Source organism: Pseudomonas sp. GW821-FHT05H12 (assembly GCF_059419385.1).
In genome coordinates this window covers 44696-67222 of sequence record NZ_JBWKRS010000027.1, presented here as the reverse complement: position 1 = coordinate 67222, position 22527 = coordinate 44696, and the positions used below count along the sequence as shown (strand labels likewise).

The 22527-nt window shown below is 60.7% G+C and carries 18 protein-coding genes; 5 read left to right on the top strand and 13 right to left on the bottom strand.

The genetic code is table 11. From position 1 onward, the window contains the following. Window positions 1-2520 (bottom strand): glycerol-3-phosphate 1-O-acyltransferase PlsB, encoded by a 2520-nt coding sequence (gene plsB, locus AC07SU_RS21890; protein ID WP_494998206.1) that lies wholly within the window; start codon window positions 2518-2520, stop codon window positions 1-3. A 181-nt stretch (window positions 2521-2701) separates the two neighbouring features. On the opposite strand from plsB, the gene AC07SU_RS21885 reads away from it, so the two are divergent. Then, window positions 2702-2911, top strand: a complete 210-nt coding sequence (locus AC07SU_RS21885; RefSeq protein WP_003219353.1) for a cold-shock protein — start codon at window positions 2702-2704, stop codon at window positions 2909-2911. Window positions 2912-3074: 163 nt separating this feature from the next. Here the strand turns inward: AC07SU_RS21885 and AC07SU_RS21880 are convergent, their stop codons facing one another. The 4 genes from AC07SU_RS21880 to AC07SU_RS21865 form a co-directional block, all read right to left on the bottom strand. After that, a complete protein-coding gene (locus AC07SU_RS21880; protein ID WP_176999388.1) occupies window positions 3075-3452 on the bottom strand; it encodes a hypothetical protein in 378 nt (125 codons plus the stop codon). 48 nt (window positions 3453-3500) lie between these two features. Then, window positions 3501-4310, bottom strand: a complete 810-nt coding sequence (locus AC07SU_RS21875) for a putative RNA methyltransferase (protein ID WP_494998205.1) — start codon at window positions 4308-4310, stop codon at window positions 3501-3503. Beyond that, entirely contained in the window at window positions 4310-5461 is a 1152-nt protein-coding gene (gene dapE, locus AC07SU_RS21870) for a succinyl-diaminopimelate desuccinylase (RefSeq protein WP_494998204.1), read from the bottom strand. The genes AC07SU_RS21875 and dapE overlap by 1 nt, the downstream gene beginning before the upstream one ends. A 243-nt stretch (window positions 5462-5704) precedes the next feature. Next, on the bottom strand, window positions 5705-8296 hold the full coding sequence (locus tag AC07SU_RS21865) for a glycosyltransferase (protein ID WP_176999391.1): 2592 nt from the start codon (window positions 8294-8296) through the stop codon (window positions 5705-5707). Window positions 8297-8513: 217 nt separating this feature from the next. On the opposite strand from AC07SU_RS21865, the gene tcdA reads away from it, so the two are divergent. Beyond that, window positions 8514-9323, top strand: coding sequence for a tRNA cyclic N6-threonylcarbamoyladenosine(37) synthase TcdA (gene tcdA, locus AC07SU_RS21860; protein WP_494998203.1), 810 nt, complete (start codon window positions 8514-8516; stop codon window positions 9321-9323). 124 nt (window positions 9324-9447) lie between these two features. Here the strand turns inward: tcdA and AC07SU_RS21855 are convergent, their stop codons facing one another. From AC07SU_RS21855 to AC07SU_RS21840, 4 genes are all read right to left on the bottom strand, one after another. Further along, window positions 9448-9855, bottom strand: a complete 408-nt coding sequence (locus tag AC07SU_RS21855) for a SufE family protein (protein ID WP_494998202.1) — start codon at window positions 9853-9855, stop codon at window positions 9448-9450. After that, window positions 9852-11057, bottom strand: coding sequence for an aminotransferase class V-fold PLP-dependent enzyme (locus tag AC07SU_RS21850; protein WP_494998201.1), 1206 nt, complete (start codon window positions 11055-11057; stop codon window positions 9852-9854). Before AC07SU_RS21850 ends, AC07SU_RS21855 begins: the two co-directional genes overlap by 4 nt. A gap of 64 nt (window positions 11058-11121) precedes the next feature. Continuing rightward, on the bottom strand, window positions 11122-12156 hold the full coding sequence (gene dapD, locus AC07SU_RS21845; protein WP_494998200.1) for a 2,3,4,5-tetrahydropyridine-2,6-dicarboxylate N-succinyltransferase: 1035 nt from the start codon (window positions 12154-12156) through the stop codon (window positions 11122-11124). A gap of 32 nt (window positions 12157-12188) precedes the next feature. After that, window positions 12189-12497, bottom strand: coding sequence for an arsenate reductase (locus AC07SU_RS21840; protein WP_494998224.1), 309 nt, complete (start codon window positions 12495-12497; stop codon window positions 12189-12191). 267 nt (window positions 12498-12764) lie between these two features. Here AC07SU_RS21840 and AC07SU_RS21835 point away from each other — a divergent pair, with 267 nt between their 5' ends. Further along, window positions 12765-14408 carry a Na+/H+ antiporter gene (locus AC07SU_RS21835; RefSeq protein WP_494998199.1) on the top strand — a complete coding sequence of 548 codons (1644 nt, stop codon included), beginning with the start codon at window positions 12765-12767 and terminating at the stop codon, window positions 14406-14408. Here AC07SU_RS21835 and AC07SU_RS21830 read toward each other — a convergent pair. From AC07SU_RS21830 to map, 4 genes are all read right to left on the bottom strand, one after another. Continuing rightward, window positions 14401-15138 carry a M12 family metallopeptidase gene (locus AC07SU_RS21830; RefSeq protein ID WP_494998198.1) on the bottom strand — a complete coding sequence of 246 codons (738 nt, stop codon included), beginning with the start codon at window positions 15136-15138 and terminating at the stop codon, window positions 14401-14403. The genes AC07SU_RS21835 and AC07SU_RS21830 overlap by 8 nt on opposite strands. Window positions 15139-15262: 124 nt before the next feature. Further along, window positions 15263-16462, bottom strand: a complete 1200-nt coding sequence (dapC, locus tag AC07SU_RS21825; protein WP_494998197.1) for a succinyldiaminopimelate transaminase — start codon at window positions 16460-16462, stop codon at window positions 15263-15265. Window positions 16463-16606: 144 nt separating this feature from the next. Next, window positions 16607-19309 (bottom strand): [protein-PII] uridylyltransferase, encoded by a 2703-nt coding sequence (locus tag AC07SU_RS21820; RefSeq protein WP_494998196.1) that lies wholly within the window; start codon window positions 19307-19309, stop codon window positions 16607-16609. 64 nt (window positions 19310-19373) lie between these two features. Continuing rightward, window positions 19374-20168, bottom strand: coding sequence for a type I methionyl aminopeptidase (gene map / locus AC07SU_RS21815; RefSeq protein WP_176994689.1), 795 nt, complete (start codon window positions 20166-20168; stop codon window positions 19374-19376). Window positions 20169-20555: 387 nt separating this feature from the next. Between map and rpsB the strand changes: the two genes are divergently transcribed. Together rpsB and tsf are read left to right on the top strand one after the other, a co-directional pair. After that, window positions 20556-21293: a 30S ribosomal protein S2 gene (gene rpsB, locus AC07SU_RS21810; RefSeq protein WP_003189158.1), complete on the top strand. Its 738-nt coding sequence runs from the start codon at window positions 20556-20558 to the stop codon at window positions 21291-21293. A gap of 202 nt (window positions 21294-21495) precedes the next feature. After that, the gene (tsf, locus tag AC07SU_RS21805; protein ID WP_176994690.1) at window positions 21496-22359 is read left to right on the top strand and encodes a translation elongation factor Ts; all 864 of its coding nucleotides are present in this window, start codon (window positions 21496-21498) and stop codon (window positions 22357-22359) included. Window positions 22360-22527 lie beyond the last annotated feature (168 nt).

The window sequence follows — 22527 nt, the reverse complement described above, 5'->3', positions numbered from 1 at the left end:
CTAGCGGCTTTCTTCAGGTTTGGGCGCTTCGGGCTCCACCGGCGCTTCGGCAGCACCGTCGACGCGATGCAACGCCACTTGGCGAATCGACAGGCGAATCTCGGCGGGCAGCACGCGTTTGGCCGCGCCTTCGGCCAGTTCGCCGAGCAGGTCGTGGTAGCTCAGCTTGCCGGCTTCATCGCGGCGCAGTACATCTTGCTCCAGCAGGGTCTGGATGAAATGTCGGAAAAGGCTCTTGTCGAAGAATTCCGGCGCGTTCAGGCCATGCAGGATCGACAGGCGTTGGGCCATGATCGTGCACAGGTCTTCCAGCTCTTCGGCACTGATGCTGTTCTGGCCACTGTTGAGCAGCAACGAGATCGCCATGTAGAAGCGTTGCAGGGTCTGGGCAATGCTCTTGGACAGCAGGGTCAGCAACACAAAGTGCCGCGAACTGGGCGCCGGGCGCAGGTACACGTTGTTTTCGAAACGGAGCAGACCTTGCTCGACAAAGGCTTCCAGCCATTGGTCGATCACTGTGTCCAACTCGTCCAGCGACCAGCGGATGAACAGCTCCGATTGCAGGTACGGGTACAACGCGTGGGTGTAACGCAGAATCTGTTCGCGACTCATGCGCGAGCTGCTCTGGAAGAAGCTCGCCAGCAACGCCGGCAGGGCAAAGATGTGCAGCACGTTGTTGCGGTAGTAGGTCATCAGGACGGCGTTTTGTTCGTCCAGGTACAGGATCTTGCCCAGAGCATCACTTTGCTCCGACAGCAGGTCCATGTCCTTCACATGCTTGATCAGCGCCAGGCCATCGCCTTCGGGCAAGGTGGTATGGGGCGAATAGGGCACACGGCGCAGCAGGGCCAGGTACAGGTCAAGCTGGCGCGCCATGGCCTGTTCGTCCAGGGCCAGGCGGGTGGTGGACAGCAGCGCCAGCGCCACCAGGTTGACCGGGTTCACCGCCGCGGCTTCGTTCAAGTGGCGCGCCACCTGTTCGCCGAGGCGGTTGGTGGTTTCATTCAGCCAGGCCGGTTTGTAGTTCGGGCCCAGCTCCTGGGCGCGCCAGTCTGGCTGCTCGGCGTCGAGGAACTCTGCCAGCTTGATCGGTTCGCCGAAGTTGACCGCAACCTGGCCAAACCGCTGCTTGAGGGCGCCGACCACTTTGAAGATATCGAAGATCGATTCTTTCTTCTTGCTCGCGCCCCGCAGTTCGCCGAGATAGGTACGGCCTTCGAGCACGCGCTCATAGCCGATATACACCGGCACGAACACGATGGGCATGCGCGAGGAACGCAGGAAACTGCGCAGGGTAATCGCCAGCATGCCGGTCTTCGGTTGCAGCATGCGCCCGGTGCGCGAACGCCCGCCTTCGACGAAGTATTCCACCGGAAAGCCCTTGGTGAACAAGGTGTGCAGGTATTCGTTGAACACCGAGGTGTACAGCGGGTTGCCCTTGAAGGTGCGGCGCATGAAAAACGCACCGCCACGGCGCAGCAGGCTGCCGATGACGGGCATGTTCAGGTTGATCCCGGCGGCGATGTGCGGCGGGGTCAGGCCGTTCTTGAACAGCAAATAGGACAGCAACAGGTAGTCGATGTGACTGCGGTGGCAAGGCACGTAGATGACCTCGTAACCCTGGGCAACCTTTTGCACACCTTCGATGTTATTGACCTTGATGCCGTCGTAGATCTTGTTCCAGAACCAACTCAGCACCACTTCCAGGAAGCGGATCGCGGTGTAGGTGTAGTCCGAGGCGATCTCGTTGCCGTAGCGCAGGGCCTGGGCCTTGGCCTTTTCCGGGCTGATTTTTTCTCGCTCGGCCTCGTCGGCAATGGCCTGGCGCACCAGTGGCATGTTGACCAAGCCTTTCACCAGGTTGCGACGGTGGGACAAATCGGGACCGATTACGGCGGTTTTCAGGTTACGAAAGTGCACGCGCAGGATGCGCTGGGCCATGCGCACGGTGCGTTCGTGGCCTTTATTGTGCTCGATCAATTCACGCAGGTTGATAGGCGCAGAGAATTGCACGCGGGTCTTGCGACCCAGAATCAGGATGCTCAACAAGCGGCGCAGACGCCCGGTGACGGCCCAGCTGTCGGCAAACAGCAGCTTCCACGGGCTGGACTCGCTTTCGGGTGACTGGCCCCAGAACACACTGACCGGAATGATTTGTGCATTCTCTTCGGCGTGCTCGGTCAGGGTGTTGACCAGCCGGGTCAGGGTGGGCGGTGCGCCGCGTTTGTCCTGGCGGCCGAGCCAGTCGGGCTCCGGCGTGAGGTAGAAGAACGCCGCCGGTTCCATCAACGGGCCGACTGACACCGGCAACACCGGGCGCGGCAGGCCGGCCTTGGTGCACTCGGCATCGACCACCGCCAGTTCGGTGAGGGAGGGCGATTGCAGGACGTAGAACACCGGCCGGCTGCGGTCCAGGTTAAGGGTTAGGGACGACTGGTTGATCGTCTCCGAGCGAACCCAGAGGTACAACAGTCGGCGCAAGGTGCCAAACACCAGACGGCGGAACGGGGAGCGGGTCATAGGCGTGCTGCTTCAAGTGGAAAAAACCGAGCAGATGCTCGGGCGGGTAGTGTGCCGTATTCGCCGAAAATCGGCAAAAAAGCGGCTAAATAAACTTGAGTTGAAGCTTTTTGAGCCTGTCATATACTCGGCAGTTCAATGCGACTGACTCAACAATAAAAAGCATGTGGGAGCAAAACAGATGGCAACGCGCGAAACCGGCAATGTGAAGTGGTTCAACGATGCAAAGGGCTATGGCTTTATTCAGCGCGAGGATGGCAAGGATGTGTTCGTGCACTACCGCGCCATTCGCGGTGAGGGCCACCGTTCCCTGGCTGAAGGCCAGCAGGTGGAGTACGCCGTGGTGACCGGCGAGAAGGGCTTGCAGGCTGAGGATGTGGTGGGGCTGTAAGGCTAACCAAATTCTACTGTGGTAACCCAATCAAACTGTAGGAGCCGGCTTGTGTGGGAGCTGGCTTGCCTGCGATAGCATCACGCTGGTCTGCCTGACAGACCGAGGTGCTTGCATCGCGGGCAAGCCCGGCTCCCACATTGATCGGCTTTGTGGTGTCAGGTCAGGCCGTTTTCCAGGTGATCTGCTCTTCACCGTCGGCGCTGATGCGAACCCAGGTGTCGGCGCTTTCTTCACCTTCTTCCTCGACCCAGGTCCCCGGCGCGCAACGCACTTCAACGTTCAGCGCAGCAAACGCAGCGCGGGCGCAGGCGATGTCGTCGTCCCACGGCGTCTGGTCGCTTTCCAGGTACAGGCTGTTCCATTTGCCTACCGCTTTCGGCAGCCAGGTGACGGGCACGCTGCCGGCCTTGCACTTGTAGGTCTGGCCTTTCTGGACCCAGTCGGAGCACGGGCCCAGAGCGGCGCCCAGCCAGGCGGCAATGGCCTTGTGGTCGACGTCGGCGTCCTTCAGGTAAATCTCGATATCAGGTTGGCGCATGGATGTTCCTCGTTGCGGGATTCGAAAATCCATTCGCGGAAAAGTCGGTTATTGAAGCACGAAATAATCGTAGCGCATCGACACCGTGACCTTCAGTGGTTCGGCGGCCTCGATCACTTCGTTGCGGCGCTCGGCGCTGGCCCGCCAGCCGTGGGGCGTCATGGCCAGCAGGTTGGCGCGGTCTGCAGGCTCGGCCAGGCTCAGGGTGAACTCTAGCGTCTCGCTGTGAGCCAGGCTCATGCCCTCTGGGACCAGGGCCAGGTGCTTGTCGTCGGTGTACTCGCGCACTTCGTCGTACAAACGCTCGCGCAGTTCCATCAGGTGGCCACTGGTCGGGCCGACCTTCATCAAACCACCGCCAGGGCTGAGCAGGCGTTTGGCCTCTTCCCAATCCAACGGGCTGAACACGCTGGCCAGAAACTGGCAACTGCCTGACGCCAACGGCACGCGGGCCATGCTCGCAATCAACCAGGTCAGCGCCGGGTTGCGCTTGCAGGCCCGCTTGACCGCTTCCTTGGAGATGTCCAGCGCGTAGCCATCGGCCTGGGGCAGGGCGTCGGCGATCTGGGCGGTGTAGTAACCCTCGCCACAGCCGATGTCGACCCAGCGCTGCGGTGCGCGTTCGGCGGCCAGTTCCGCCAGGCGTTGGGCCACCGGGGCGTAGTGCCCGGCGTTGAGGAAGTCGCGGCGCGCCTCCACCATCGCCAGGTTGTCACCCGGGTCGCGACTGTTCTTGTGCTGCACCGGCAACAGGTTCAGGTAGCCCTGGCGCGCGCGGTCGAAACGGTGCCCGGCCGGGCAGGCCACACCGTTGTCCACCGCGTTGAGCGGGGCGCTGCAAAGGGGGCAGGCGAGCATCAGGCGAGCAACTTGATCAGGGTCTGGTAGTAGATTTCGGTCAGCACATCGAGGTCGCTGGCCAGGATGCGTTCGTTGACCTGGTGGATCGTCGCGTTGACCGGGCCCAGCTCGACCACTTGGGTGCCGAGGGTGGCGATAAAACGCCCGTCGGAGGTGCCACCACTGGTGGACGCCTTGGTTTCACGGCCGGTGACCGCCTTGATGCTGGCCGAAACGGCGTCCAGCAGGGCACCGGGTTCGGTGAGGAACGGCAGGCCCGACAGCGCCCACTCCACGTGCCAGTCCAGGTTGTGCTTGTCGAGAATCGCCGCAACGCGTTGCTGCAGGCCTTCGACGGTGGACTCGGTGGAAAAACGGAAGTTGAACACCGCCGTCAGATCGCCCGGGATCACGTTGGTCGCGCCGGTGCCGGAATTGAGGTTGGAGATCTGAAAACTGGTTGGCGGGAAGAAGGCATTGCCGTCATCCCAGTGCTCGGCCGCCAGTTCAGCCAGGGCCGGTGCAGCCAGGTGGATCGGGTTCTTCGCCAGGTGCGGATAGGCCACGTGGCCCTGCACACCGCGTACGGTCAGGGTAGCGCCGAGGGAGCCGCGACGGCCGTTCTTGACCACATCGCCCACCAGTGTGGTGCTCGATGGCTCGCCGACGATGCACCAGTCCAGGCGCTCCTTGCGGGCTGCCAGGCGTTCGATCACGGCTTTGGTGCCATGGTGCGCCGGGCCTTCTTCATCGCTGGTGATCAGGAACGCGACCGAACCGCGGTGGTCCGGGTAGTCGGTGACGAAACGCTCCGACGCCACGAGCATGGCCGCCAGGCTGCCCTTCATGTCTGCCGCGCCACGCCCGCAGAGCATGCCGTTTTCATCGATCAGTGCGTCGAACGGGTCGTTCTGCCAGGCCTTGACCGGGCCGGTGGGCACCACGTCGGTGTGACCGGCAAAGCACAGCACCGGGCCTTCGTGCTTGCCGTGGGTGGCCCAGAAGTTGTCCACGTCTTCAATGCGCATCGGCTCGAGCGCAAAACCGGCGTCGCCCAGGCGCTGCATCATCAGCTTCTGGCAATCGGCGTCGATCGGCGTGACCGAGGGGCGACGGATCAGGTCGATGGCAAGTTGAAGGGTCGGCGAAAGGTCGGCATGGGCCGTCATGGAAAGCTCCGGAAGCGTGTAATGGGCGCAGGACGCATGTGGACTTGAAACAACGCAGATCCAATGTGGGAGCTGGCTTGCCTGCGATAGCATCGCCACGGTCTACCTGCCAAACCGCGGCGTTTGCATCGCAGGCAAGCCAGCTCCCACAGAGAGCAGCGCTCGGCTAAGACCCACAAAACGGCCGTTATCTTATAGCAAAACGGCGGCCAGAGGCCGCCGTTTAGTGCATTGCGCAAGTTTTTACACGGCCGGTTCAGGCGCCGGCGTCGCTGCGGGTTTGGGCAGCGACGAAAGGAACGCCATGATCAGCGCCGCCACGTACGGCAGCGACTGCACCAGCAGCATCACCACCCAGAAGCGGATGTCATTGCTGGGCAGGCCTTGCACCAGGTAGATCCCCAGTGCCGCGCCCCAGAGCAGCAGCATGATGAACATCTCTTCCCGGGCTTCGGAAATCGCGACCCAGAAGCCGTGGTTGTCGGCGTTCTTCGGTGTACGGAAGAACGGAATGCTACTGGTGAAGAAGCCGTACAGCACCGCCTTGGCGATGGTGTGCGACAACGCCAGGCCCGCCAGGGCCGCGCAGAACGCGTCCTTGAGGTTCACGCCCACGGCGCGGCGGTACAGGAAGATGATCTTGCCCACCTTGAACACGAACAACGCCAAGGGCGGGATCGCGAAAATCAGCAGCGGCGGGTCGACCCGCGTTGGCACGATGATCATCGCCGCCGACCACAACAGCGCGCCCACGGTGAAGAAGATATTCATGCCGTCCGCCACCCACGGCAGCCAGCCCGCGAGGAAGTGGTAGCGCTGGCCACGGGTCAGCTCGGTGTCCTTGCCGCGCAGCAGGCTGGCGGTGTGGCGCTTGATGATCTGGATCGCGCCATACGCCCAGCGGAAACGCTGTTTCTTGAAGTCGATAAAGGTATCCGGCATCAGGCCTTTACCGTAGCTGTCGTGGTAATACGCCGCCGACAGGCCTTTCTCGAACACGCGCAGGCCCAGTTCGGCGTCTTCGCAGATACACCAGTCGGCCCAGCCCAGTTCCTCGAGCACCGAGCGACGGGTCATGGTCATGGTGCCGTGCTGGATGATCGCGTCCCGGTCGTTGCGGGTGACCATGCCGATATGGAAGAAACCCTTGTATTCGGCGTAGCAGAGCTTCTTGAAGGTACTTTCGTTCTGGTCGCGGTAGTCCTGCGGCGACTGCACCACGGCGATTTTCGGGTCGGCGAAGTGCGGCACCATGTGCTTGAGCCAGTTCGGCGACACGCAGTAGTCCGAGTCGATCACCGCGATCACTTCGGCATCCTTGGCGGTGTGCGGGATCAGGTAGTTCAGCGCGCCGCCCTTGAAACCGGCCAGGGGCGAGACGTGGAAGAACTTGAAGCGCGGGCCGAGGGTTTCGCAGTAATCACGCACGGGTTCCCAAACAGCCGGGTCCTTGGTGTTGTTGTCGATGATCAGGACTTCGTAGTCCGGGTAATCGAGTGCTGCCAGGGCGTCGAGGGTCTGTTTGACCATCTCCGGCGGCTCGTTGTAGCACGGCACGTGGATCGACACTTTCGGGCGGTAATCCGAATCCCCTTCAACCGGCAGGAATTCACGCCGGCGCTTGTGGGTCCACACCGCCTCAGCCAGTTCATGGGCTTCGGTCAACAGCACGATAAACACGCCGAGGGCGCCGAGTGCCAGCAAGATACCCACGGTCACGCTGAACCAGGTGCTGTATTGCTGGCTGTAGTCGTAGCCGATCCACACCAGCACCGAACCGCACAGGAACGCGATAAAGGTCAGGAAGGTACGGCCACGCTGGCGCAGGGCCGAGCCGTCGATCATCAGCAGGGTCAGCGACAGCAGTGCCAGTACCACCGAGCCGATGGCCAGTACGCGCCATTGCGGGATCGCAACCACCGGGCCTTCAAAGTTGAATTTCTGCTGGCGCGCGGCGTTGTACACGCCCCAGTAGGCGCCGGCAGAACCTTCGTCGCTGACCTTCCACGGCTGGTCGAACGCTTCGATCACGAAGTAGTTGTAGCCCTGGCGGTTGAGCTTGTTCACCAGCGTGCGCAGGTAAATGGCCTGGTCGGCTGGCGACGTTTCGTTCCCACCGCGCATACGGCCGTTACTCGGCCAGCCCACTTCCGACAGCAGCAAGGGCTTTTTCGGGAACAGTTTTTTCAGGTCTCGGGCACGGTCGAGTACGTATTGGCCGGCCTTGTCCATCGGGATGTATTCCCAGAACGGCAGGATGTGCGCGGCGATCAGGTCGACGTGCTTGGCCAGTTGCGGGTTCTTTTCCCAGATGTGCCATTGCTCGGAGGTGGTCACCGGCACTTTCACGGCGGCGCGCACCCGGTCGAGCAGCACGATCAGCGCTTCGGGGGTGATCTCTTCGCGGAACAACGCTTCGTTGCCGACCACCACCCGCACCACGCTGCGCGAGCTGTTGGCGATTTCGATGGCGCGCTGGATCTCACGTTCGTTGCGTTCCAGGTCCGGGCTGATCCAGATCCCCAGGGTCACTCGCAGGCCGAATTCTTCCGCCAGCTTGGGGATGTCCCCCAGGGTGCCGTCAACCGAGTAGGTACGGATGTTGTCCGTCAGCTTGCTCATGATCGCCAGGTCCTGGCGCATCTGATCGTCGGTCGGGTATTGGTCTTTCTGTGGGAACTGGCCTTGTTGGAACGGCGAGTACGAAAACCCGGAGATCTGTTCAGGCCAGTTGGGGGTGGTGACCGGGCGGTTGATCAGCGCCCAGAAGCCGGTGAACAGCGCGGCGATTGCCAGCACGATCACCAGGTTGAGTCCAAATTTACGCGATGCCATGGCTATTTCGGGTTCCAAAGGGTGTGGAACGAAAAGAGGTGTCGGCCTGCGCCGAACGGCGCGCATCCTACACCGGCCCTTCCCTGACCGTACAGCAAGCAGAGAAAAACCGGACATTAGTCAGCGAAAGGCCATCTAAGTTCTTTACTTGTAGCTTGTCGCTTCGAACTTGTCGCTCTGTAGTCCATAATGCGCGCCGGTTTTTGGGGTAATGGTCATGAGTACAGAAGATCCACGGTTTGCAGGCGTCGCCCGCTTGTATGGCATTGAAGGCCTGGAACGCTTGAAAGCGGCCCATGTGGCGATCGTCGGCGTCGGCGGCGTGGGCTCCTGGGCGGCGGAAGCCATGGCCCGTTGCGGGGTGGGCGAGATTTCGCTGTTTGACCTGGACGACGTCTGCGTCAGCAACAGCAACCGCCAGTTGCATGCCCTGGACAGCACCGTGGGCAAACCCAAGGTCGAGGTGATGGCTGAGCGCCTGCGCGGCATCAACCCGGATTGCACGGTGCACGCGGTCGCGGACTTCGTGACCCGCGACACCATGGCCGAATACGTCACGCCAGACATCGACTGCGTGATCGACTGCATCGACGCGGTCAACGCCAAGGCGGCGCTGATTGCCTGGTGCAAGCGCCGCAAGATCCAGATCATCACCACCGGGGGCGCCGGCGGGCAGATCGACCCGACGTTGATCCAGGTGTGTGACCTCAACCGTACCTTCAACGATCCGTTGGCTTCCAAAGTGCGCTCAACCCTGCGCCGCGACTACGGCTTCTCGCGCACCGTGACCCGCCATTACAGCGTGCCGTGTGTGTTTTCCACCGAGCAACTGCGCTATCCCAAGCCGGATGGCAGCATCTGCTTGCAGAAGAGTTTTGTCGGGGATGGGGTGAAGCTGGACTGCGCGGGTGGGTTTGGCGCGGTGATGATGGTGACGGCGACGTTTGGCATGGTCGCGGCGACCAAGGCGGTGGACAAGATCGTTGCCGGGGTGCGTAGGCCGTCGGAGCGAACCAAACCCGCTTAGATTTCGCTGCCCTGCACATATTCAAAATGTGGGAGCTGGCTTGCCTGCGATTGCAGTATGTCAGTCACTGAAAATGTTGACTGATCCACCGCTATCGCAGGCAAGCCAGCTCCCACATTTGTTTTTATGTATGGCCCAACGCTCGCATGCGCTGCAGGACCGCGTTAAGGCCATTGCTGCGGGACGGCGACAGTTGGCGGGAAAGCCCCAGCTGGTTGAACCAGTCCGGCAGATCAACAGCCTGCAACTCAGCGGCCGTCAACCCATTGACCCGCGCCAGCAACAGCGCCACCAACCCGCGAATCATCCGTGCATCGCTGGCGGCAGCAAACTGCCAACGGCCATCCTGCAAGTGCCCCACCAACCAGACCAGGCTTTCACAGCCCTGCACCAGGTTGGCGTCGACTTTATCCCCGTCGGCCAGGGCCGGCAGACGTTCGCCCCATTGCATCAGCATCCGCGCGCGCTGTTCCCAACTGCCGACAGCCTGGAAGGCTTCAAGCGCTGCCACTGCATCCACCGGCAAACTCATCGCAGCATATCCAGCGCTTGATCCAGCGCTTCAAAGAAACGCTCCAGATCGTCGGAGTCGTTGTACAGCGCCAGGGACACACGAATCGCCCCCGACAGCTGCATCGCCTTGAGCAACGGCATCGCACAATGATGACCGGCCCGCACGGCAATGCCTTGCTCAGTCAGCAGGTGGGCGAGATCAGCGTTGTGCACGCCCTCGACCACAAAACTGACCAAGGCCACCTGTGGCGCTCCGAGTACCTGCACGCCATTGCGCGCTTTGAGCCCGCGCAACAAATAGTCGTGCAAGGCGGCTTCGTGGGTGATCACTGCGTTTTGGTCCAGCGAACCCAGGTAGTCCAGGCTGGCCCCCAGGCCGATTACGCTGGCGATCGGCGGCGTGCCGGCTTCGAAACCCAGGGGCGCCGGGCGAAAGCTGGCGCTGTGGTAGTCGGCCTGTTGCACCATCTCGCCCCCGAACTGCCAGTGGCGCAGGTGATGCAGGGCTTCGTTGCGACCAAACAGCACGCCGACGCCGTCCGGCCCGTAGAGTTTGTGGCTGGAGAAGACATAGAAGTCGCACCCCAGGGCCTGTACGTCGTGACGGCCATGGACGATGCCCTGGGCACCGTCAATGATGGTCAGTGCGCCATGTGGCTGGGCCAGCGCGAGCAGGGCGTCGAGTGGCTGCCAGGCGCCGAGCACGTTGGACAACTGGCTCACCGCCAGCAGGCGCGTGCGCGGGCCGATCAGTTCGGCGGCGGCGGCAAGGTCAATCACGCCGTCTTCACCCAGGGGCAATACCACCAGGTTCAGCGCGCGGCGTTTGGCCAGTTGCTGCCAGGGCAGCAGGTTGGCGTGGTGCTCCAGGGCGCTGATGACAATCTCATCGCCCGCATTGAATAAGTGCTCAAGGCCATAGGCCAAGAGGTTCAGCGACGACGTCGCGCCGTGGGTGAACACGATTTGCCCGCTGTCACCTGCATTCAACCACTGCGCGACCTTGCTGCGGCTGTCTTCAAACGCCTGAGTCGCGTGAGCCCCTGGCAAATGCTGGGCACGGTGCACATTGGCTGCGCCATTGGCGTAGTAATGGCTGATGGCATCCAACAGGGCTTGGGGTTTTTGTGTGGTGGCGGCGTTGTCCAGGTAGGTCTGGTCTTGCCGTTGCAGGGTGGCGATGGCCGGAAAGTCGGCGCGCCAGGGAGAGGGCACAAGCATGGTGATAAAGACTCGTATAAGCGAGCCCCGGGGTAGGGGCCCGCTAGTGGCATCGAGTGGCTGCTTAGTTGTGAGCGTGCAGCGCTTCGTTCAGTTCGATGGCCGATTTGTGGGTTTTGCACTCCACAGCACCGGTCTCGGAATTGCGGCGGAACAGCAGGTCCGGCTGGCCGGCCAGTTCGCGTGCCTTGACCACCTTGACCAGTTGGTTCTGCTCGTCCAGCAGCGCAACCTTGGTGCCAGCGGTGACGTACAGGCCCGATTCCACGGTGTTGCGGTCGCCCAACGGGATACCGATACCGGCGTTGGCGCCGATCAGACAGCCTTCGCCCACCTTGATCACGATGTTGCCGCCACCCGACAGGGTGCCCATGGTGGAGCAACCGCCGCCCAGATCCGAGCCCTTGCCGACGAACACGCCAGCCGATACACGGCCTTCGATCATGCCCGGGCCTTCAGTGCCGGCGTTGAAGTTGACGAAACCTTCGTGCATCACGGTGGTGCCTTCGCCCACGTAGGCGCCCAGGCGCAGACGCGCTGCGTCAGCGATACGCACGCCGGCCGGAACCACGTAGTCGGTCATTTTCGGGAACTTGTCCACCGAGAACACTTCCAGCAGCTCGCCACGCAGGCGCGCTTCCAGTTGGCGTTCGGCCAGTTCGCTGATGTCGATGGCGCCCTGGCTGGTCCAGGCCACATTCGGCAGTTGCGGGAACACACCGGCCAGGCTCAGGCCGTGGGGCTTGACCAGGCGATGGGACAGCAGGTGCAGCTTGAGGTAGGCCTCCGGCGTGGAGGTCAGTGCGGCGTCTTCGGCCAGCAGGGTGGCGACCAGTGGCGTGTGGCTTTCAGCCAGGCGATTGAGCAGCGCGGATTGGGTCGCATCGACATTCTTGAGCGCATCAGCCAGTTGCAGTGCTTGGCTGATGGTGAAGGTGATCGCCTGGTTGCCTTCGGTGTAACCGAGGATCGGTGCAATGGCGGCGATGATCTCGGCCGATGGGTTGAGCAGCGGTTGTGCGTAAAACACTTCCAGCCAAGCACCTTGGCGGTTCTGAGTGCCGACGCCGAAGCCCAGGCTGAACAGGGAATTGGACATGCTGTTACCTCTACAAAATGGAAAGGGCTGGCCTACTTGAGGGCCGCCGAATAACTATCTGGCTTGAAGCCAATCAGGGTTCTGTCACCGAGATCAAGCACCGGGCGCTTGATCATCGAAGGTTGCGCGAGCATCAATTCAATGGCTTTCGACTGATCGAGATCGGCTTTGCGTTCGTCTTCGAGTTTGCGAAAGGCGGTGCCCGCACGGTTCAAAACCACCTGCCAACCGTGCTCGTTGCACCATTGGGTCAAGTGTTCGCGGTCGATACCGGCTGTTTTGTAGTCGTGGAACTCATAGCTCACAGCGTGCTCATCGAGCCAGGTGCGGGCCTTTTTCATGGTGTCGCAGGCTTTGATGCCGAAAAGGTGCAACGTTTTGCTTGAAGCGGTCAAGGAATTGCCCCCTTTGAGCGTGTGAAAACGGAAGGTCACGGATTATGCCACGACCAGCGGGTTTGGGTGCCGCTCGTCATGCCGGCGTGCGACTTATGTGCAAATGTCAGGCTACAGCCAGGTGGGTAACATAGCTGGGTTATATGGCACTTCAACGGCGAGTTGTTGCCGTATGTGTGTCGTTGCACGTCGATTGTCCGGGAAACCCGCGTTATGCAAACCGCCTACACCGTTCTTATTCTGCTGATGCTGGTCAGCGTTTCGCGTCTGGTCGGGCGTGTCATTCCTCTGCCGTTGCCCCTGGTGCAGATTGCCGCCGGCGCCTTGCTGGCGTGGCCTACGCTGGGGTTGCACGTGGCACTGGACCCGGAGCTGTTCCTGTTTCTGTTCCTGCCGCCGTTGTTGTTCTCCGATGGTTGGCGCATGCCCAAGCGAGAGCTTTGGCGGCTGCGCGGGCCGATCCTGACGCTGGCGGTGGGGCTGGTGCTGTTCACGGTGGTCGGTGCCGGTTATTTCATTCACTGGATATTGCCTACGATCCCGCTGCCGGTGGCCTTCGCCCTGGCGGCGGTTTTGTCGCCGACGGATGCTGTGGCCGTGTCCGCCATTTCCCAGAACCGTTTGCCTACTCCGCTGATGCACATGTTGCAGGGCGAGGCATTGATGAATGATGCGTCGGGCCTGGTGACCTTCAAGTTCGCCCTGGCGGCGGCGTTGACCGGGGTGTTTTCCCTGGCCGATGCCAGCCTCACGTTTGTCTTGGTGGCCGTCGGTGGCCTGGCCGTGGGGGTTGCGCTGAGCTGGCTGGTGGGCCGTTTGCGTGCGTGGATGATTGCCCGGGGTTGGGATGACCCGGCGACCCACGTGGTGTTCATGTTGCTGCTGCCGTTTGCCGCTTATGTGTTGGCTGAGCGTTTGGGCGCGTCGGGGATTTTGTCGGCGGTAGCAGCGGGCATGATGCAAAGCTGGCTCGACCTGCTGCCGCGCCAGACGAGCACGCGTTTGCTCAACCGCAGCGTCTGGTCGTTGTTGGAGTTTGCTTTCAACGGCTTGATCTTCCTGCTGCTGGGCCTGCAGTTGCCGGACATTATCAAGGCGGTGGTCAGCCATGAGCCGACACTGTGGCCAACTCTGTTTTATCGCTGCCTGGATGTGGTCGCGATCTTCCTGGTGCTGGTGGTGCTGCGTTTTATCTGGGTGCAGAGCATCTGGCGGCTGTCGGGTTTACTGCGCAGGTTGCGTGGGAAAAGTGAATTGACGCTGGTACCGACCGCCCGTTCCTGCTGGCTGTTGACGGTCGGCGGCGTGCGCGGTGCGGTGACGTTGGCGGGTGTGATGTCGGTGCCGTTGTTGCTGGCGCCTGGACAGGTTTTTCCTGAACGTGACTTGCTGATTTTCATCGCGGCCGGGGTGATTCTGTTGTCGCTGATTGCCGCCTGTATCGCTTTGCCATTGTTGCTGCGAGGCATTGAGAAGAGCCCGGACGAAAAACGCCACAAGGAAGTGCGCGAAGCCTGGAAGAAGACTGCCGTCGCGGCAATCCATGCGCTTGAGGCAGAAGAGCCCGCAGACGCCGAAACTCAGGACGCCGCCCAAGCCGCGCTTGCCACTGAGCTCAAGGCACGGCTGATGTCGGAATATCGTCATCAATTGGACGTGTTCAACGACTCCGCCGAAGCCCAGGCGCTGGCACAGCAGATGGACCTGTTGGAGCGAAAATTGCGGCTCAAGGCCCTGCGGGCGCAGCGGTTGGAGTTGTACAGTCTGAGTCGTCATCACCAGATTGGTGATGACGTGCTACGTGAGGTGCTGGCGGATCTGGATATGAGTGAGGCGAACCTGGGCAAGATCAGGTGACTGGCGACTCAGTTGGCTGTTCTTTGGGGTAGGCTTTTTTCGCCCAGGCAATATCGCCGTCACTCAACGACCAGGTTTCGGACTGGCCCCAGCTCCCATCCGTAACGTCCGGCTTGATTTCATAGTGCATGATAGAGTCTCCGTCATAGGGAAGCAGGTCGTATTTCGGCCGTTTGGGCAAGGGGAGGACATTGTTGTCTACTTCAGACTTACCCATGTTGTGGGTTTTCTTGTAGTACTCGTAGGTCTTATCTCTGTTCCACGGAATGTTCGAGTCTGGATGTTGGTGGGCGTGATGAGCCCCCAGCATATGTCCAAACTCATGCATGACAACGTATGCGAACCTGGGGTGCTTGTGGTCTGTCGGTAGTGTCATGGACGGGATCGCCTGGCCCATGCGATTCGACGTTTTGCCGATGACTGAGTGGCCGGCGCTGTTTCTGACGGCTTCAATTCGAACATCGCCTTTGTTGCCTGCCACGAATTCGAATTTGAGATTGATATGGGGCAACCACTCGCTCGCGGCTGCTTTGACCGCCTTCGCATATTCACTGTCCGGGGCGTGTTCGAATAGGGCGATTTTGATCGTGCTGTTCTGCGGCCAGTACTTGCGAGGCTCACCAATGTTGCGCCGATGCCTTGAAAGAGCGGGCGCGTCGGTGGTGGGGTCAGCGCTTTGAGTGGTGGCTGGTGAGTAGCGAGTAGCTGGATGAGCGGCTGCACTGATCATGGTTGTTCCTGTGGTCAGGTAGGACGAAGGTATTGGTTTATTCGTCCAGACCACAAGAACGTTCCTGATCATGCTGTGTGAGAGTGTAAGCCCATGTATGTGTGGAGCGCGTGGGCTCGGCCTTTCATCGTCTGCGTTGAATAAAGTCGCGAATCCGCTCCGCTGCTTCCACGCACTCCGCCAACGGCGCGACCAGTGCCAGACGTACACGACCGGCGCCTGGGTTAAAGCCGTCCACCTCGCGAGACAGGTACGAGCCCGGTACCACGGTCACGTGTTCTTCCACGAACAGGTCGCGACAGAACGCGGTGTCGTCGCCCTTCACATTCGGCCACAAATAGAAGCCGCCATCCGGGCTCTCTACGTCCAGCACCGGCTTGAGAATCGCCAACACAGCGTCGAATTTTTCGCGATACAAGTCACGATTGTCGAGCACGTGGGCTTCATCCTGCCAGGCTGCAATGCTGGCCAGTTGCGTCTGCACCGGCATCGCGCAGCCGTGATAGGTGCGGTACAGCAGGAACGCCTTGAGGATGTCGGCGTCGCCGGCCACAAAACCGGAGCGCAGGCCTGGCAGGTTGGAGCGCTTGGACAGGCTATGGAATACCACGCAGCGCTTGAAGTCCTGGCGGCCCAGCTCGACGCAGGCGCTCAACAGGCCCGGTGGTGGGGTTTGTTCGTCGAAGTACAGTTCGCTGTAGCACTCGTCGGCGGCGATGACGAAGTCATGTTCGTCGGCCAGGGCGATGAGTTTTTTCAGGGTATCGACCGGGATCAGCGCGCCGGTCGGGTTACCCGGGGAGCACAGGAACAGGATCTGGCAGCGTTTCCAGATGTCCGGCGTCACGGCATCGAAATCCGGGTTGAAGCCGTTGGCATCCAGGCAAGGCAGGTAGTGTGGCTTGGCACCGGCCAGGAACGCCGCGCCTTCGTAGATCTGGTAGAACGGGTTCGGGCTCACCACCAGGGCGTCGTCACCGCGATTGACCACGGTCTGGGTGAAGGCAAACAGCGCCTCGCGGGTGCCGTTCACCGGCAGGATGTTGCGCGCAGGGTCCAGCCAGCCCTTGGGCACGTTGAAACGGCGTTCGCACCAGGCGCCAATGGCCTCGCGCAAGGCCGGGATGCCCAGGGTGGTCGGGTACACCGCCATCTGGTCGAGGTTGTCGGCCAAGGCCTTGGCGACGAACTCCGGGGACGTGTGCTTGGGTTCGCCGATGGACAGCGCGATCGGGCGCTTGTCCGGGTTGGGCGTGACGCTGCCGAGCAGGGCGCGCAGTTTTTCGAACGGGTAGGGCTGGAGCTGGTTCAGGGCGTTGTTCATGTAAGCCTCTATCACGGTAAACACAGACCCTGTAGGAGCTGGCTTGCCAGCGATGGCATCGCCTCGGTACACCTGAGGCACCGAGGTGGCCGTATCGCCGGCAAGCCGGCTCCTACAAAAGGGTGTGTTCACAAAGTTGAAAATTCAAAGGGTCAGGCGCGTGAGCTCGACGCCGGGTTCCTGGGTCACGCTCAACTGCTGCACGATGGCTTCCTGCAAGCGCAGGCACAGCTCCGGGTCGGACAGCGGTTGGTTATCGGCGTCGGTGATGAAGAACACGTCTTCCACGCGCTCGCCGAGGGTCGCAATCTTGGCGTTCTGCAACGACAGGTCGAACTCCAGGAAAATCCCGCCGATGCGTGCCAGCAGGCCCGGGCGGTCCGGTGCGCTGAGTTCCAGCACGGTCACCGGCCGTTGGGCGTCGTTGGAGATGGTCACCTGGGGCGCAAACGCAAAGTGCTTGAGCTGGCGCGGTACCCGGCGCTGGATGATGGTCGGGTAGTCGTCAGGGTTGCGCAGGGCCTCGGTAAGGCCTTCGCGGATCTTTTTCACCCGCACCGGGTTGTCACCGATCGAGTCGCCGTCGGTGTCGAGCACAATGTAGGTGTCGAGGGTGAACTGACTGCTGGAGGTGATGACCCGTGCGTCATGAATGTTCAGGTTGAGCTGGTCCATGGCGGCCACGGTCACGGCGAAGAAGTCGTGCTGGTCCGGCGCATAGATGAAAATCTGCGTGCCGCCTTCGAATTCGCGCTGGGTGGTTTCCTTGATCAGCACCAAAGGCCCGCCATCGGCCGGCTGCTGCAGGATCGCGTCACTGTGCCAGGCCACATCGCCGGCGGTGTGGCGCAGAAAGTAGTCGTCGCCCAGTTGCGACCAGAGTTGCTCGACATCGTCCGGGTCGTTGCCGCCACGCACCAGGATGTCCAGGGCTGCGCTTTGGGTGCGGCGGATCTGCTCTTCGCGGTCCACTGGGTTTTCCAGGCCACGGCGCAGGGCGCGCTTGGTCTCGGTGTAGAGCTGGCGCAGCAGGCTGGCGCGCCAGGAGTTCCACAGCGTGGGGTTGGTGGCGTTGATGTCGGAGACCGTCAGCACATACAGGTAGTCGAGGCGGGTTTCATCGCCAACGATGCCAGCGAAGTCGTGGATCACCTGCGGGTCGGACAAGTCCTTGCGCTGGGCGGTGGTTGACATCACCAGGTGGTTCTGCACCAGCCAGACGATCAGGCGGCTGTCCCACAGCGGCAACTGGTGGCGCTGGCAGAACGCCTCTGCGTCGACGGCGCCGACTTCGGAATGATCGCCATGGCGGCCCTTGCCGATGTCGTGGTACAGGCCGGCGAGGTAGATCAGCTCGGGCTTGGGTAGCTTGGCCATGAGTTTGCTGGCCAGCGGGAATTTCTCTGACACCTGGGTGTACTGCAGCTTACGCAGGTGCTTGATCAGGTTCAGGGTGTGGGCGTCCACGGTGTAGATGTGGAACAGGTCGTGCTGCATCTGCCCGACGATAAAGCCGAACTCCGGCAGGTAGCGCCCGAGGATGCCGTAGCGGTTCATGCGCCGCAGGTTGCGGTGGATGCCGATCTTGCACTTGAACAGCTCGATGAACAGGCTGGTGTTGCGGATATCGTTGCGAAAGTCATCGTCGATCAGGTGACGGTTTTCCCGCAGCAAACGGATGGTGTCGGCGCGCACGCCCTTGATTTCCGGCTGCTGGGCCATCAGCACGAAGATTTCCAGCATGGCGAACGGGGTGCGTTTGAAGACGTTGTCGTTGCGCGCCTCGATATAGCCGTCGTGCAATTGGAAGCGTGAGTTGATCGGCTGAGGTGGTGCTTCGTCCTCAGGAGCGAGGATCACTTCTTCGAAGTGCTGGATGATCAGGTCGCTGAGCTGGGCAATGCTCATGACCACCCGGTAGTACTGCTGCATGAAGCTTTCGATGCTGGTCTTCGCGTCTTCGCCTTCAAACCCCAACAGGGTGGCGATGGAGCGTTGGTGGTCGAACAGCAGGCGGTCTTCGGAGCGCCCGGCGAGCATGTGCAAGGCGTAGCGCACTTTCCACAGAAACTCCTGGGAGGCGGCCAGCAGGGCGTTTTCGCTTTCCACCAGGAAGCCTTCGCCCGCCAGGGCACGCAGGTTCAGGGTGCCGTACTGGCGACGGGCAACCCACAAAATCGTCTGGATATCCCGCAGGCCACCGGGCGAGCCTTTGACGTTGGGTTCCAGGTTGTATTCGGTGTCGTTGTATTTGTGGTGCCGGGCCTTCTGCTCGGCGCGTTTGGCCAGGAAGAAGTCCTTGCTCGGCCACATGTGCGCGGTGCTGGTGACTTCGAGCATGCGCTGGCGCAGGCGTTCGGGGCCAGCGATGGTGCGGCTTTCCATCAGGTTGGTGATGACGGTCAGGTCGGCGCGGGCCTCTTCGGCGCATTCGTCCACCGAGCGCACGCTCTGGCCAACTTCCAGGCCGATGTCCCACAGCAACGTGAGAAAACGCTCGATGGAATCGCGAAAGATCTCATGGTCGGCGCTGTCCAGCAGGATCAGCAGGTCGATGTCGGAGTAGGGGTGCAGTTCGCCGCGCCCGTAGCCGCCGACCGCCACCAGAGCGATGTCGGCGTCTTCGCTCCAGCTGAACTGCTCCCAAGCCTTTTGCAGGATGTTATCGACGAACCAGGCGCGGTCCTCGATCAGCCTGCGGATGTCCCGGCCACTGCGAAAGCGCTCATCGAGCACCTCGCGGGCCTGGCGGATAGCCTTCTTGAAGGCGGCGATGGGGCTTGCCTTCAACGCCAGTTCGGCCTGGAACTGGCCACGGTCGAAGAGTTCGGGATCCACCTGGGGCATCGATCGGCTTTCCTTTCTATCTATCAGTCAGTCACAACACAGTGGGGGAAAACCTAAGCAAGCTTTACGCCGAAGCCGCACCCGACGTGCGCGGGATCGTGTCGTCGGCGCGCAGGGTGAAGATCTCGTAGCCGGTTTCGGTGACCAGCAAGGTATGTTCCCACTGGGCCGAGAGCTTGCGGTCCTTGGTGATGGCAGTCCAGCCGTCGCCCAGCACCTTGGTGTCGGCCTTGCCCTGGTTGATCATGGGCTCGATGGTGAAGGTCATGCCTGCTTTCAGCTCCATGCCGGTGCCGGCGCGGCCGTAGTGCAGGATCTGTGGCTCTTCGTGGAACACGGTGCCGATGCCGTGGCCGCAGAACTCGCGCACCACCGAGAAGCCGTTCTTTTCCGCGTGCTTCTGGATCACTTCACCGATGTCGCCCAGGCGGCAGCCGGGTTTGACGATTTCGATGGCCTTGTACATGCATTCCTGGGTCACCTGGGACAGGCGCTCGGCCCAGACCGGCACAGTGCCGACATGGAACATGCGGCTGGTGTCGCCGAAGTAGCGGTCCTTGATCACGGTGACGTCGATGTTCAGGGTGTCGCCGTCCTTCAGGGGTTTGTCGCCCGGGATCCCGTGGCAGACCACGTGGTTGACCGAGGTGCAGATCGACTTGGGGAAACCCTTGTAGTTCAGCGGGGCAGGGATGGCCTTTTGCACATTGACTATATAGTCGTGGCAGATCTGGTTCAGGGTGTCGGTGGTGACGCCGGGCTTGACGTGTTCGGCGATCATTTCCAGCACGTCGGCAGCCAGTTTGCCGGCGATGCGCATGCCGGCGATGTCTTCGGCGGTTTTCAAACTTACGGTCATACAGGCTCTCTCTAGCGCGACGCGCTGAAATCAATACGGTTTACGGGCGTGCGACAAAAGGTTACAGAATTCGCACAAGCCACAAAAAACGCGATTCTAACAGACGATGGCGTCAAATCATGAGCCTCTGATAATCGCTTCTCTCTATAAGGTAGGGGGTTGTGGGCTCTATTCAAGGGCTTGCGTGAAAGCGGTCGACGGCAGATGTGATTGCGGGTTTCGTTTTCGTCGATGCTGTGGTATAAAATGCGCCGCTTTCCGGGGATACCCCGCAAAGCTTAAATCCACACACGTGTCGACACGATGACCTGGGTGCCGGAGGCCTTGATGCCGCTGGTTGGTCATTGGGATACGTGGAGGCCAAACCCGACTTATTAAGGAACTATCATGTCCCAAGTCAACATGCGCGATATGCTGAAGGCCGGTGTGCACTTCGGTCACCAGACCCGTTACTGGAACCCGAAAATGGGTAAATACATTTTCGGCGCGCGTAACAAGATCCACATCATCAACCTTGAAAAAACCCTGCCAATGTTCAACGAAGCTCTGACTTTCGTAGAGCGTCTGGCCCAGGGCAAAAACAAGATTCTGTTCGTCGGCACCAAGCGTTCCGCTGGCAAGATCGTTGCTGAAGAAGCAGCACGTTGCGGTTCGCCGTACGTCGATCACCGCTGGTTGGGCGGCATGCTGACCAACTTCAAAACCATCCGTGCTTCCATCAAGCGTCTGCGTGACCTTGAAGTACAAGCCGAAGACGGTACTTTCGCCAAGCTGACCAAGAAAGAAGCGCTGATGCGCTCCCGTGACCTGGAAAAGCTCGATCGTTCCCTGGGTGGTATCAAGGACATGGGCGGTCTGCCTGACGCACTGTTCGTTATCGACGTTGATCACGAGCGCATCGCGATCACCGAAGCCAACAAGCTGGGCATCCCTGTTATCGGCGTAGTCGATACCAACAGCAGCCCGGAAGGCGTTGACTACATCATCCCAGGCAACGATGACGCAATCCGCGCTATCCAGCTGTACATGGGTTCGATGGCTGACGCTGTAATCCGTGGTCGCAACCACGTTGCTGGTGGTACCGAGCAGTTCGTTGAAGAAGCTCCGGTAGCTGCCGCTGAGTAATAGCGCCCTGGCGTTGACTCAGTAAGCAAAAAGGGGGCTTGGCCCCCTTTTTGCCACCTCGAAAACCATTTGTCGGCGCTCACTTGTGACAGCGCAACCTAGCGACTGTAACGTGCAGCAGCCTACAAAGGTGATTCGGGAAGAATTGATCGCCCGTTTGATCGGGTGGAATGGTTGAAAACCTATCCAAGAGGATTTTGAAATGGCAGAGATTACTGCAGCGTTGGTTAAAGAACTGCGTGAGCGTACCGGCGAAGGCATGATGGATTGCAAAAAGGCCTTGACCAAGGCCGGCGGCGACATCGAAAAAGCCATCGACGACATGCGTGCTTCGGGCGCCATCAAGGCCGCCAAGAAAGCCGGCAACGTCGCTGCTGAAGGCGCTATCGCTCTGAAAGAAGACGGTAAATCCGCCGTTCTGCTGGAAGTGAACTCGCAGACCGACTTCCTGGCTCTGCAGGACGACTTCAAGGCATTCGTAGCTGCCAGCGTTGAAAAAGCATTCGCTGACAAGCTGACTGCTGTTGAGCCTCTGATCGAAGCTCAAGAAGCCGCTCGCCTGGTACTGGTCGGCAAGGTTGGCGAAAACGTCAACATCCGTCGCCTGGTCCGCGTTGAAGGTGACGTGGTTGGTGGCTACCTGCACGGCAACAAGATCGGTGTAGCGGTTGTTCTGAAAGGCGGCGACGTAGAGCTGGCCAAAGACATCGCTATGCACGTTGCTGCAAGCAACCCTGAGTTCCTGCTGCCTTCGGAAGTTTCGGCCGAAGCGATCGAGCGTGAAAAAGCTGTATTCCTGCAGCTGAACGAAGAAAAAATCAAAGGCAAGCCAGAAAACATTGTTGAGAACATGGTCAAAGGCCGTATCAGCAAGTTCCTGGCTGAAGCGAGCCTGGTTGAGCAGGCGTTCGTCAAGAACCCTGAAATCAAGGTTGGCGACCTGGCCAAGAAAGCCGGTGCTGAAATCGTTTCCTTCACCTACTTCAAAGTAGGCGAAGGCATCGAGAAGCCGGTCGACAACTTCGCTGAAGAAGTTGCTGCCCAGCTGGCTGCCGCCAAGCAATAAGACAGTTTTAAACTGTCGCCCGAAAGAGGCTGCCCGCTCACGCGCGCAGCCTCTTTTCAAATGGGAAGGCCGATTTTATTTGGCTTCCCCTCGGAACTGGCTTACAAAGCCGTGTTCCGATGGCGCTGTGATAGCGTCCAGCTAGAGTGAACGCAAGCCGTAAACGGC

Excerpts from the sequence above, each read along its gene's own strand:
- dapC (WP_494998197.1), bottom strand. The coding sequence starts at position 16,462 with ATGAACAACGCCCTGAACCAGCTCCAGCCCTACCCGTTCGAAAAACTG.
- AC07SU_RS21835 (WP_494998199.1), top strand. The coding sequence starts at position 12,765 with ATGCAAACCGCCTACACCGTTCTTATTCTGCTGATGCTGGTCAGCGTT.
- dapE (WP_494998204.1), bottom strand. The coding sequence starts at position 5,461 with ATGACGGCCCATGCCGACCTTTCGCCGACCCTTCAACTTGCCATCGAC.
- AC07SU_RS21830 (WP_494998198.1), bottom strand. The coding sequence starts at position 15,138 with ATGATCAGTGCAGCCGCTCATCCAGCTACTCGCTACTCACCAGCCACC.
- plsB (WP_494998206.1), bottom strand. The coding sequence starts at position 2,520 with ATGACCCGCTCCCCGTTCCGCCGTCTGGTGTTTGGCACCTTGCGCCGA.
- dapD (WP_494998200.1), bottom strand. The coding sequence starts at position 12,156 with ATGTCCAATTCCCTGTTCAGCCTGGGCTTCGGCGTCGGCACTCAGAAC.
- AC07SU_RS21880 (WP_176999388.1), bottom strand. The coding sequence starts at position 3,452 with ATGCGCCAACCTGATATCGAGATTTACCTGAAGGACGCCGACGTCGAC.
- AC07SU_RS21840 (WP_494998224.1), bottom strand. The coding sequence starts at position 12,497 with ATGAAAAAGGCCCGCACCTGGCTCGATGAGCACGCTGTGAGCTATGAG.
- map (WP_176994689.1), bottom strand. The coding sequence starts at position 20,168 with ATGACCGTAAGTTTGAAAACCGCCGAAGACATCGCCGGCATGCGCATC.
- AC07SU_RS21885 (WP_003219353.1), top strand. The coding sequence starts at position 2,702 with ATGGCAACGCGCGAAACCGGCAATGTGAAGTGGTTCAACGATGCAAAG.
- AC07SU_RS21820 (WP_494998196.1), bottom strand. The coding sequence starts at position 19,309 with ATGCCCCAGGTGGATCCCGAACTCTTCGACCGTGGCCAGTTCCAGGCC.
- tsf (WP_176994690.1), top strand. The coding sequence starts at position 21,496 with ATGGCAGAGATTACTGCAGCGTTGGTTAAAGAACTGCGTGAGCGTACC.
- AC07SU_RS21855 (WP_494998202.1), bottom strand. The coding sequence starts at position 9,855 with ATGAGTTTGCCGGTGGATGCAGTGGCAGCGCTTGAAGCCTTCCAGGCT.
- AC07SU_RS21875 (WP_494998205.1), bottom strand. The coding sequence starts at position 4,310 with ATGCTCGCCTGCCCCCTTTGCAGCGCCCCGCTCAACGCGGTGGACAAC.
- AC07SU_RS21850 (WP_494998201.1), bottom strand. The coding sequence starts at position 11,057 with ATGCTTGTGCCCTCTCCCTGGCGCGCCGACTTTCCGGCCATCGCCACC.
- rpsB (WP_003189158.1), top strand. The coding sequence starts at position 20,556 with ATGTCCCAAGTCAACATGCGCGATATGCTGAAGGCCGGTGTGCACTTC.
- tcdA (WP_494998203.1), top strand. The coding sequence starts at position 8,514 with ATGAGTACAGAAGATCCACGGTTTGCAGGCGTCGCCCGCTTGTATGGC.
- AC07SU_RS21865 (WP_176999391.1), bottom strand. The coding sequence starts at position 8,296 with ATGGCATCGCGTAAATTTGGACTCAACCTGGTGATCGTGCTGGCAATC.